This is a genomic window from Streptomyces sp. NPDC059009 (genome assembly GCF_042740175.1).
GTDB lineage: Bacteria > Actinomycetota > Actinomycetes > Streptomycetales > Streptomycetaceae > Streptomyces.
On sequence record NZ_JBHYJB010000063.1, the window covers coordinates 39,042 to 50,846 of the forward strand.

At 69.1% G+C, this 11,805-nt stretch carries 8 protein-coding genes; 6 read left to right on the plus strand and 2 right to left on the minus strand.

Going from position 1 to position 11,805, the window contains the following annotated elements; genetic code table 11:
* Position 1: 1 nt before the first annotated feature.
* On the minus strand, positions 2 to 934 hold the full coding sequence (locus ACFWYM_RS41475) for a LysR family transcriptional regulator (RefSeq protein ID WP_384849779.1): 933 nt from the start codon (positions 932 to 934) through the stop codon (positions 2 to 4).
* 126 nt (positions 935 to 1,060) lie between these two features.
* On the opposite strand from ACFWYM_RS41475, the gene ACFWYM_RS41480 reads away from it, so the two are divergent.
* From ACFWYM_RS41480 to ACFWYM_RS41505, 6 genes are all read left to right on the plus strand, one after another.
* Positions 1,061 to 1,906, plus strand: a complete 846-nt coding sequence (locus tag ACFWYM_RS41480) for an alpha/beta fold hydrolase (RefSeq protein ID WP_384849782.1) — start codon at positions 1,061 to 1,063, stop codon at positions 1,904 to 1,906.
* Between the two features lie 91 nt (positions 1,907 to 1,997).
* Positions 1,998 to 2,129: a hypothetical protein gene (locus tag ACFWYM_RS41485; protein WP_384849785.1), complete on the plus strand. Its 132-nt coding sequence runs from the start codon at positions 1,998 to 2,000 to the stop codon at positions 2,127 to 2,129.
* A 1,146-nt stretch (positions 2,130 to 3,275) separates the two neighbouring features.
* On the plus strand, positions 3,276 to 3,734 hold the full coding sequence (locus ACFWYM_RS41490) for a pyridoxamine 5'-phosphate oxidase family protein (RefSeq protein ID WP_384849787.1): 459 nt from the start codon (positions 3,276 to 3,278) through the stop codon (positions 3,732 to 3,734).
* Positions 3,735 to 3,822: 88 nt separating this feature from the next.
* Positions 3,823 to 7,014 carry an amino acid adenylation domain-containing protein gene (locus tag ACFWYM_RS41495; protein WP_384849790.1) on the plus strand — a complete coding sequence of 1,064 codons (3,192 nt, stop codon included), beginning with the start codon at positions 3,823 to 3,825 and terminating at the stop codon, positions 7,012 to 7,014.
* Positions 7,014 to 8,240, plus strand: a complete 1,227-nt coding sequence (locus ACFWYM_RS41500; RefSeq protein ID WP_384849793.1) for a cytochrome P450 — start codon at positions 7,014 to 7,016, stop codon at positions 8,238 to 8,240. Before ACFWYM_RS41495 ends, ACFWYM_RS41500 begins: the two co-directional genes overlap by 1 nt.
* 63 nt (positions 8,241 to 8,303) lie before the next feature.
* Complete coding sequence (locus tag ACFWYM_RS41505; RefSeq protein ID WP_384849796.1) at positions 8,304 to 9,554, plus strand: cytochrome P450; 1,251 nt, start codon at positions 8,304 to 8,306, stop codon at positions 9,552 to 9,554.
* A gap of 1,293 nt (positions 9,555 to 10,847) precedes the next feature.
* Here the strand turns inward: ACFWYM_RS41505 and ACFWYM_RS41510 are convergent.
* Positions 10,848 to 11,393 (minus strand): hypothetical protein, encoded by a 546-nt coding sequence (locus ACFWYM_RS41510; RefSeq protein ID WP_384849799.1) that lies wholly within the window; start codon positions 11,391 to 11,393, stop codon positions 10,848 to 10,850.
* Between the last annotated feature and the right edge of the window lie 412 nt (positions 11,394 to 11,805).

Here is an 11,805-nt window from a genome sequence, read left to right on the forward strand (position 1 = left end):
ATCAAGTGTGGGGCCGGAGCCGGTCGTTGAGCGCGGCACCGACGTCGGGGCAATTCTTCCGGATGGTGTCGAGGAAGGCGCGCAGCACCGGGGAGTGATCGTGGGCCGCGAAGGACAGGACGAGATCGGGCAGGGGCGTGCGCGGGGTCACTTCGCAGAACCGCACTTCCGGACGCGGGACCGCCCTCATGCGGGACGGCCCCAGGCCGACGCCCACGCCCGAGGCGGCGAGGCCGATGATCGTGTGCACGTCCCTCGCGACGGTCGCGCCGCCGAGAGCCGATGAGTCCGTGCCCAACAGGGTGCGCAGTCCGGCGACGACAGCAGGCTCGTCCTCGCCCGCCGACACGATCAGCTGCTGTCGCCGCAACTGATCGGCACTTACCGACGGTTGACCCGCGTACGGGTGCACCGTACTGACCACAGCGATCACGTGGTCGCGTCCGACCGGGACGGACACGAGATGCTCGGCTCCGGCACCCCGTGGCGGGCCGAGGGTGAGGGCCACGTCCAGCTCCCCGGCGACGAGAGCCGAGCTGCTGCGGCTGGTCGCCATCTCGTGCAGTTCCAGTCTCACGTCGGGCCGTTCGCGGCCGAACCGGCTCAGGACGCCCGGCAGCGGGTCGAGCAGTGCCGAGGCGATGAAGCCGAGGCGCAGACGTCCCGTCTCGCCGCGCGCGGCCCGGCCCGCGTCGACCGTGGCTGCCGCGATTTCGTCGAGCGCCCGGCGCGCCCGCACGAGGAACGCCTCGCCGGCGGCGGTCGGGAACACCCCCTGACGTGTGCGGTCGAACAGCCGGGCCCCGACCTCGCGCTCCAGGTCGGCGATCTGCTTGGACAGGGGCGGCTGCGCGATGCCCAATTCACCGGCCGCCCGGCCGAAGTGTTCGTGCTCGGCGAGAGCAACCGCGTACCGCAGGTGTCGCGCTTCCATGACCCGCCCTCCATCCCATCGGTCCCATCGGTCCCATCAACTGCTGGCAATACCTCAGAAGTATCGCCATGCCACTTACCAGATCTATGGATGGATGACGCTGTGGCTCCTGTCTGGAATGGAGTCATGAAGAACGTATCCCTGACCGACACTGTCTTCGTCTTCGTGCACGGCGCCTGGCACAGCTCCGGACAGTGGGCGGCGACGCAGCGCGCGCTGGCCGGACTGGGCGCCGCAAGCGTGGCCGTCGACATGCCGGGGCACGGCTTCGACGCACCCCTGCCCACCGGATACCTGCTGCCCGGCCAGCCGGGCCTGTTGACCGAGAAGTCACAGCTCGCCGCCCTGACGATGGACGACTGCGCCGAGGCAGTACTGAGCGTGCTGCACCAGGTGCGTCACCATCGCACTGTCGTGCTCGTCGCGCACAGCGCGGGCGGCGGTCCCGCGTCCCTGGCCGCGGAGTTGGCGCCCGAGCTGGTGGACCGGATCGTCTACCTGTCCGCGTTCGTCCCGGGCGGGCGGCCGCGGTTCTTCGACTATCTGGGCTCGCCCGAGAACGCCACCGCGCTGGGCCAGAACCTGAACCTCGGCGACCCCGAGGCCCTGGGCGCCGTACGGATCAATCCGCTCTCGCCGGATCCCGTCTACCTCGACGAACTGCGGGAAACCCACTACCACGACACCCCCTTGGACCGCTTTGACCGGTGGCGGTCCGCGCTGAGCCCTGATCTGCCCCTGGCGATCCCGACGGCTCCGGTCACCCTGACCGCGGCACGCTGGGGACGAATCCCACGAACTTTCCTGCGCTGCGCCGAGGACCGGGCGCTGGCACCGGCTGCGCAGGACTTGATGATCGCGGAAGCCGACCGGGCCTTCCCCGGTAACCCGTTCACCGTGCGTAGCCTGCCCGGCAGCCACAGCCCGTTCGCCGCCCGGCCGGGCGAACTCGCCGCTGTCCTCGCCTCGTGAGTCGGCATCAGCGCATGAAGGGGGTTCCCCGTCCCTGAGCGGGGGGGGGCGGCGCACGGCCGGTGGCGGCGGGCGGCTCGTACTGCCGGTCGTGGTGAGCGCGACATTCGTGCAGTTGCTCAACGTCACCTTCGCGCAGATCGCCGCCCCGGCGATCCGGGCCGACCTGGGTGCCGGCTCAGGTGCCGTGCAGCTGATCCTGGCCGGGTACACCCTGACCTGACCCTGCTTGCTCATCACGGCCGCGCGCCTCGGCGACCGGTACGGCTACCACCGGTTGTTCGCGCTGGGCCCGCCGACCGCCAAAGTTCGAACCGACATGTTCCGATCCGCCCGTTGATGGATCAACGCCCTTTGCTGTAGCGGATATTGGTGTCTTCAGAAAGTCGCGGTGGGCAGCGACGCAGGTTTCCACAGCCCGGCCGATGACTTGCCAGAGGTGGAACCGGTCGGCGACCCGGAACGCGGTGGGCGCGCCGAGTCGGGCGCCCTCGGCGTGGGTGCCGGCCCGTCCGGCGAGCGCGAGTCCGACGCGTTCCCGGACGCGGCTGAGGCACGTGGCGAAGCGTGCCTATGAGACGGTCCATTGCTCGAACGACTCGGCGAACGTACGGCGCGGGCCAGCCGTCCGTCTCATTCGACGTCCACGTCGTCGAATGCCGTCGAACACGAGCGAGACGCAGAACGCAGTGTCGGCCTGCATGGCAAGCACAATCCCCGACGCCTGCTGAGGGCTGTGGACAGAGCTGATGGAACATCATTCCCAGTCCCAGGACGGGAAGACGTACGCGTTCCAACACCGGGGCGAGCTCTCGCACTCGCACACCGCCGTGACGCTCCGCCACTACCCCCGAGATCTGCGCCAGAGCCCAGATCTCTGCACGTCAGCCGCCGAGTTCGTGCGCCGTGTCCGATGAACTCTGCTCGCTGCTCAAGCCGTTCCTGTCCACGGTTGGCGTCGACGTCCCCATGGCCACCTCACTCGCGGTCAGGGCGGCCTTGCTCGCCCATGCTCCGTGGCGCCCTCTCGGCCATCGTCACTCCGTGACGCCCCAAGCGAATGCCGCAACAGGTTTCACAGCAGTCCGCCGCGCAACAGCAAACCCGGAGCGCTGACCGCGGCTTCGCAGCGCCCGTCGCGACGCCAGCAAGAGCACCCTGCGAATCAGCCTCTTTTGGGCCACGCCGGCGGACCGTTCGTTGACAGAAGATCATCGGGCGATCACTCTCGGCTGCCGAACGACCAGCTATAGCAGTACTGTTAGTGATAAGTCGCTCAACTACCTTGATTTGCTGGCTTTTTACTAATGGTCCTGCCTTGGGGAGCTCTGCGAGAGTTCCAGAAAGAGAGCACACCATGGTTCCTGCCATGCAGGCCGACGAACGTGAGCGCTTCCTGGCCGACCTGCACGTCGGAGTCCTCGGCGTCACCGACACCCGGGGCACCCGGGCGCCTCTGGTGGTGCCGGTCTGGTACCGCTATGAGCCCGGTGGCGAGGTCGTGGTACAGACCGGCCGGGACACGATCAAGGCGCAACTCCTGCGCCCCGCAGGCAGGTTCAGCCTCTGCGTCCAGGACGAGAACCCGCCCTACCGCTACGTCAGCGTGGAGGGCCCCATCACCGAGATCATCGACCCCCTGGACCCGGCCGAGCACGCAGCCCTCGCCCACCGCTATCTGCCCGCTGAGCAGGCGCGCGCCTATCTGAAGGCGACTGCCCACCAGTTGGCGGAGGACATCGTCTTCAAGATGCGCCCGCAGCGCTGGCGCACGGCGAATTTCGCGGCCTTCGCGGCCGGCTTCGCCACGCCGGACAGCGTCGGCTGACGCCATGTCCCTCCCGTACACCAGGCGTGACACAGCACGGGCCACCCTGCGCCACGCCACGGCCCACACCCCACCCAAGCAGGAATTAGTGACAGACATCGACGATTCCGTACGACCGGCTCCCCCCAGCACACCCCTCCGTGACTACCCCCGTGATCACGGCCTGGCGGATCTCTTCGAGGCCCGGGCCACAACTCAGCCGCAGGCACCCGCGGCCCGCCACCACGGCCGCACCCTGACCTACGGGCAGCTCGACGACCTGGCCGGCCGGCTCGCCGAGCGCCTGCGTGCCCAGGGCGTTGCCCCCGGATCGTTGGTCGGCGTGTGCGGCAGCCGCTCCCTGGAAGCTCTGGTCGCCCTGGTGGGCATCATCAAGGCGGGCTGTGCGTACGTGCCACTGGACGAGGACCTGCCGCCGGATCGATTACGGGCCATGGCCGAGGACACCGAACTGCGAGCCGCCGTCGTCCTGCCGGGCAGCGCAGGGCGCGTGCGCGGGCTGGGTGTGAGGATCGAGTTGGCGGCCGTCACCGGCGCCGCGCCTGACGGGCGGGACGGGGCCGCGCACGCCAGCGCGCCGACCGTGGACGCGGCGATGTCCGAGGGCGCGAACGCACGTTCCGCAGTGACCGGTTCCGCTCGCCCCGGCCCCTCCCCCATGGACTGCGCCTACGTGGTGTTCACCTCCGGGTCCTCCGGCCGCCCCAAGCCCGTGGCCATTCCGCATCGGGGCGTGGTCCGTCTGGTGATGTCGGACCGGCAGTTTCCCCCGCCCGGCCCCGACGACCGGATCCTGCACGCCTACGGCCTGTCCTCCGACGCCTCCACCATCGAGATCTGGGGCGCCCTGCTCACCGGCGCCTGCCTGATCCTGGCCGATCGCGAGGAACTCCTGTCGCCCACTGCTCTGGCGGAGCTTCTGCGTATTCAGCAGGTCACCGTCGCTTATCTCACCACCAGCGTCTTCCATTTACTGGCCCGGACCACACCGCAGGCGCTGAGCGGGCTGCGCTTCGTCTCCGCGGGCGGCGAGGCCATGGACCCGGACCTGGCCCGGGCCGTCCTGGCCGCCTGCCCCACCACCACGGTGGTCAACTTCTATGGCCCGACGGAGAATTCAGTCGTCTCCACCGCCTATGCGGTACGCGACCTGCCCGCCGACGCCACCGCGGTGCCCATCGGCCGCCCCTACGGCGCCTCCACCTGCCATGTCCTGCGTCCCGACAACTCCCCGGCGAACCCGGGCGAGAGGGGTGAGCTGTATGTCGGCGGGGACGGCCTGGCCCTGGGATATCTGGGGGACCGGGAGCTGACCTCTGAGCGGTTCGTCCGCCTGCCCGCCGTCGAGCCACACGGTCTGCTGTACCGCACCGGCGACCGGGTGGTGTGCGGCGCCGACGGGCTGCTGGAATTCCATGGCCGACTGGACCGCCAGGTCAAGCTGCGCGGCGTACGCATCGAACTCGACGAGGTCGAGGCCCGGTTGCGGACGCACCCCGAAGTCGGCGAGGCGGTCGTGGAGGCCGACTCCGGAACGCTGACCGCGTATGTCACGCCTGCCGAGGCCGGTCAGGAACTCCAGCTGGACGGACTGCGCGCATACTGCGCCCAGTGGCTGCCCGCCCAGGCCGTCCCGGCGCTGACCGTCATGGACAGCTTCCCCGTCACCAGCGGCGGCAAGGTGGACCGAGGGCGTCTGCCGGCGGGCGCGCGCAGCGCCGCCGCGGCCCGGACCGCCCAGGACGGGGTCCCCGCCGTCGCCTCCCCCGTGGCAGGGCTCCGCACCGCCCTCGCCGAGATCTGGCATCAGGTGCTGCGCGTACGTCCCCTGCCCGACGACGACTTCTTCCTGCTCGGCGGGGACTCTCTGCTGGCCGCTGAGGCCGTCACCCGAACCGTCGCGGTGGTCGGCCTCGATCCCTCGCTGGGCTCCTCCCTGATCCGGGCGCTGCTGGCGACGCCCACCTTTGAGGGCTTCGCCACTGCCGTACGCGAACTGCGCAGCAAGACCGCAGGTGCGGCGTCCTCCGGGACGGTCGTCGACTGGGAGCGCGAGAGCGAACTCGGCTTTGACCTCCCGGCCGTCCAGGGGCCGCCGCCCTGCCCGCAGGACCCATCACAGGTGCTGCTGACCGGAGCCTCCGGCTTCGTCGGCGCGTTCTTGCTGGACCGGCTGCTGCGCACCACCTCCGCGAGGATCCACTGCCCCGTTCGGGCCACCGGCCGCGCCCATGCCAAGCAGCGAGTGCGGGCCGCGCTGAGCCGCTACGGCCTGCACCCGGAGCCCGCGGCGTGGCAGCGCGTGGAGTGCTTCCCCGGCGATCTGACGCAGCCCGGTCTCGGTCTGCCCGCGGAGCAAGCCGCCGAGCTGGCCGCCTGCCTGGACCTGGTGCTGCACAACGGCGCCCACGTCAACTTCCTCTACCCCTACCAGTCCCTGCGGCGCGCGAATGTGGACGGTACCCGTGAGGTCGTCCGTATCGCGGCGCCCCGACGCGTCCCCCTGCACTTCATATCCACCGTCGCCGTGGTCGCCGGGTTCGGTACGGCCGGGGTGCGAAAGGTGGCCGAGGATCTGCCGCTGGCGCACGCGGACCGGCTGACGATGGGCTATGCGGAGAGCAAGTGGGTGGCCGAAAGGCTGCTGCATCGGGCCGCCGAGCAGGGCCTGCCGATCTCGATCCACCGGCCCTACGAGGTCACTGGCGACCGGGAGCACGGCATCTGCAACACCGAGACAGCCATCTGCTCGCTGTTCAAGACGATCGCCGAGACGGGTGTGGCACCTGAGATGGCGCTGCCGATGGACTTCGTGCCCGTCGATCACCTGGCCGCGGCCGTGGTGCACATCGCCACCCATGAAGACGCGAAGGCGCAGGTCTACCACGTCACCAACCCCCACCCGGCCACGCTGTCCGACGTACTGGACCGGATGCGGGCCGCGGGCCTCGAGCTGCGGATCCTCCCGTACGGCGAGTGGGTGGGCGAGCTCGTGCGGCACGTCAGCGCGCACCCGACCAGTCCTACCGCGCCGTTCGTGTCGCTGTGTGTGGACCGCGGCAACAAGACCGACATCTCCGTCAAGGAGATGTACGTGGCGGGCACATTCCCCGAGCTGGGCCGGGACAACGCCGAACAGGCCCTTGAGGGGAGTGGGTTGGACTGCCCGCCGGTGGACGCGGAGCTGCTCGACCGCTACCTGGAGTTCTTCTTCACCTCCGGCTACATCGCACGACCGGCGTCGGCCGACGGGGTCGGGACGGACGGGGTGAGCCGGTGATGAACGCCTCCGAGCCGGTCATCCCGGTCCCGGTGCCCGATCCCGGCACCGCCGGACCGCCCTGCGCCTACGCCGCCCTACGGACCGAACACCCTGTCGTCAAGGCCCAGTTGGACAACGGCGAGACGGGCTGGCTGCTCAGCCGCTACGCCGACACGCGCGCCGCGCTGGCCGACCCCCGGCTGATCCGGCCGCTGCTGTCCGCCTGGCCGCCGCGCCAAGGAGCCGACGCCCCGCCGCCGTGCCTGCCCACCTTTCTGGAGATGAGAGGCGCGCACCATGAGCGGGTCCGACGCGCGGTGCTGCCGCTCTTCGGCCGTAAGCGGCTGGGGTTCATGGCCCCGCGTATCCGGGCCATGGCGGAGGAACTGATCGACACCATGGCCGCCGGAGCCCAGGACAGCACCGCCGACCTCATCCCCGCCTACGTTGATCCGCTGCCACTGCGGGTGCTGTGCGCGACGGTGGGACTCCCCTACGAGGACCGCGACATCTACGTTCCCCACACCCTCACCCTCCTCAGCGCCGCCGGACTGCCCATGGAGGAGGTGCTCGCCGCGCTGTACGCGCTCCAGAGCTACGCGACCGAGCTCATCGGCCGCAAAGAGAAGGAGGAACCGGCGGAGGAAGGCGACAGGGGCGACTACATCCGGCTGCTGCTCGCCGAGAGCCGGAGCCCCGGCAGCGGTCTCACCCGTGAGGACGTGGTCAGCTTTGTCGTCACCATGCTCATGGCCGGCTACAAGACCAATATCCAGCACACCGCCAACGCCCTGCTGACCCTGCTCACCCACCCTGAGCAGTTGCGGGCCCTGCGGGACGCACCCGAGCGGACCGAAGCGGCCGTGGAGGAGCTGCTGCGCCATGTCCCACTGATGAACGCCATCAACATCCTCGTCGCCGAGGAGGACTTCACCCTGCACGGGCAGCGGATCCGCGCCGGAGACGCCGTCCTGCCGGTGATCGCCTCCGCCAACCGCGACCCGGCTACCTTCACCGACCCTGATCGCCTCGACCTCACCCGCTCCCCCAACGCCCACACAGCCTTCGGGCACGGGCCGCACGCCTGCACCGGCGCCCATCTGACCCGGCTTCAACTCGACATCGTCATACGGGTATTGCTGGAGAAGCTGCCCGGCATCGAGCTCGCCGAACCGCCCGAGACCCTGCCCTGGGACGAGTCCACGCCACTGCGCGCCCCCGCGCGCCTGCCGGTCCGCTGGTGACTGGAGTCAGGCGGCACGAGAATCCACCGTCCACCGGGCGAGAGTCTTGAGAAGGGACTTGAGTTGTCCGCATCTGAACCGTCAACACCTGACAGGGTCCTGCCGCACTACCCCTTCAGCGACCGCGGCGACCGGCTCGCACCCGAACTGCGTCACCTGCAGGCCCGCTGCCCCGTCGCCAAGGTCTCCACCAACTCCGGCGGCGAGGCATGGCTGGTCACTCAGTACGAGCTCGCCCGGCGTGTGCTGCGCGAGCGGCCGTTCGCCCGCTCCTTGCTGGCCGAGTCGGGCAGCCCGTCCCAGGACGCCCCCATCCTGGCGCCCGAACTGCTGGACGCCATGGGCTACTTGCAGCGCGCCGGGCTGCGTGACGAGGTCCTGAAGGCACTCGGCCGGGACCAGCCGGAGCTCCCGCCCGACTGGGTGGCCCAGATCACCCGCGAGGGGTTGAAGGCCATGGTCACCGAAGGCGGGCCGGGCGACCTGCAGCGGCACTTCGCCGAGTGGGTCGCCGCCCAGTGCATGTGCCGGCTGCTGGGGCTGCCCTTCGAGGACCACCAGTGGCTCGCCGCGCACGCCGGCGTCGACCTCACCATGAGGACGTACGACGACGAGGAACTCGCCCGCAACTGGGAGGAGATCCGCTGCTACGTGGAGGAGTACCTCGCCGCCCGGCCGCGGCAGCCACGCGGCCTGCTGGACCGTCTCGCCGACCTCAACGCGCACCGGGGCCGCCCCTCGCAGAGCGGTGCGGGCCCGGACCACCACAGGCACGGCCTCACCGACCGGCAGTTGTCCAACGTCGCGGTCGTTCTCTTCATCTCCGGGTACGAGGACTTCGCCGGCTTCCTGGGCGTTGCGGCCGTCCACCTCCTCCAGCGCCCCCAGGTGGTGGAGGAGGTACGCGCTCACCCGGAGCGGATGGCACGTTGCGTCGAGGAGTTGCTGCGCGTCGGCGTCGTGCTGGGCAACGCCATCCCTCGCTTCGTCACCCAGGACACCACTCTCGGTGGCACGGAGATCAAGCAGGGTGACCTGGTACTGCTCTCCCTCGACGCGGTCAACTACGACCCCGACGCCTTCACCGAGCCCGACTCCTTCGACCCGTCCCGCTCCCCCAACCCCCACCTGCGCTTCGGGTACGGACGCCACCACTGCCCCGGGGCACACCTGGTGCGCCGCCAGTCCGAGACCGCCTTCCACACGCTGCTGGAGATGCTGCCCGGGGTCCGGTTGGCGGTACCCGCCGACCAGGTGCCGTGGGTCCCCAACCGCATGGCCATCATGCCCGAACGTATCCCCGTCACCTGGTGAGCCGGGCGAGGGGCACCGCGCGATCCTCAACCCGTCCCCTCAGTGGCTGGAGTCCGTCACCACGCGGTTGCAGGGCTGCGCCGATCTGTTCGCCCGTTGGCCACCGTCGAGGCGGCCGCGGCAGCACTACGGTGACAGCAGTCCGCGTGACCGCCAAGGGAGTTCACGCGCCGTCGTACGCCGCCCAACGCCACAACGGCCGTTGGCACTCAACCACTCTCATGTGTCTGGACGAGACGCGGGCAGCGGCTACGTCGGCACACTCAACAACCACATCTGCCGAGCCCGCCCAAGAAGCCATCGAAACCGGCACCGAGATCATCAACCCAGCCCCTCCTCGACACCATCAACACCGGCCTCACCCCCTCTCACCCAGAACGAGCCGGCGATCTTCCACGACGAGCTCGTCGTGCCGCTGGCGGCGCTGCGCCTGGTTCCGCTCAACTTCCAGCCGCGCGATGGGCAAGGCCAACTCGTGGTTCTGCTCTTCTTGTCGCATCTGGCGTTCGTGCGCTTTCTCCTCTCGTGCCAGCTGAAGTTCACGGTCCCTCTTCAGCGGATACCGGTCTGTGGTCCGGCTGTGGTTGCGGACCGGGCGGCGCGCAGGTCAGGCGCCGCCTCTGAGTAGCAGTGCCGGACGGGCCTGATCTCGACGTAGCGGACACCAGGACGCACCGGTGAACCGGCAGGCCCCAGGAACTGCTCGACCCCACAGCCCCTTCTCAACGCCCCAAGACCGAAGGACTCTGCCAGGTAGCGCACGGGGCCCAGCGTAGGGCCCCATCCCTTGCTGGGTGGAGGGCTTCCGCGGCGGCTCGCCTCCGGCCGACGGCCGCGCGAAACGGGCGTGCCGCTGCTCCCTCGCCCAGGGCCCTCTGACGATCACCTGAGAGCAATGGCACCGGCCTCCGGTGAGTCAGGGGCCGCGTTCTCGGGTTCAGGTTCGTCCTCGGGTTCCGGCCGCGGATAGCCTCGCGTCGTAGTGCGGCCCCGTCGGGCGGTTTGATTGGGGACCGGCGGAGAGTGCCGCTCGATCGGGTAGGGGGATGAATCGGTGCAGCAGTGGCCCGAGGGTCCCGCAGCTGATCCGTCGGAGGTGAGGCCCCGACGTTGTGGCGGGGCCTGCGCATCACCGGACATCGAGGGCGAAGACCTGGGGCCTGCCTCAGCGGCCCTGCCGACCTGACGGTCGGCAGGGCCGCTAGGAGCCGCTACGAGCCGCTCAACCAACGTATCGGAACGACCTGCAGGGCAACGGCTCGGCATTCACAAGCGGCGAGTCTCTACGAGTCTCTATTCTTCGAATTTCTTGTAGGCGCACTGAACAGGCGTGGTGTCGCTCGCGCCGTCGACGGTGCAGATCCTCATGCGATAGGTATAGCCGTCGATGATGTCGCGGAACATTACGGCGTAGCTGGGTGCGGGGTCGCCGTTGTACTTGGACTTCAGGTTTCGCCAGGTCCCGGTCTCCAAAATCTGGAGAGTTCCCCGGACGCCATGGCCATCGGACTTCGAGTCCTTTATGTAGACTTTGTCCGGATCCGGGTCCAGATGCAGCATGGATGCGGCCAGGTCATTTGACCTGTCGTAGAGAACCACCTGAGTGTTTCCCGCCACTGCTGTGCCCGCGGTGCCGGCGACCAACATCGCCGTCAGAGCTGTCGGAATCCCGATACGAACAGGTAATTTCCCCCGCACCACCTTCCCCCTATCCCATAAACTCATGGTCCCGAACTGCCGCCCAGGAATTGGCCGCCCAGCGTAGTGAGACGGCAGCAAGCAATCAAGATGTCGGCGCTTTTGAATTCCCGGAATCATCAGTTCCTGAGGATTTGTCAAGCCATCGGCAATATTTGATGGAGTATCACCGTTTTGTGCAGGCCCCGCGACACAATCGAGGTGTGCCCTGCCGCTCCCATGGCCGCGCCGGCCCTTCCATGCGGCGGTTCATCGATATTGCCCGAAGGGTCAACTCGAAGGGGTAACTCGTAGGGTTTCCGGCATCGGGTCCGCTCTCTGGTCCTGATCGTCCCGCTCGCCGCGGTCCACTGCTGGACGAGTGTCGGCAGCTCGTTATCGCGATGGTCGCCGCGTGGCGTTGGGAGCTCGGCGACCAGTTGCCGAATGGGAGGCGATTCGGAGAGGAATTCCTGCGCTTGCCCCCGTGCGCCACCCGAGGGCCGGCGAAAGGAGAACACCAGGCAGGCTCGAGGCCCGCAGGGCGTCCAGACCTCCTCACCACAGAGGCCGT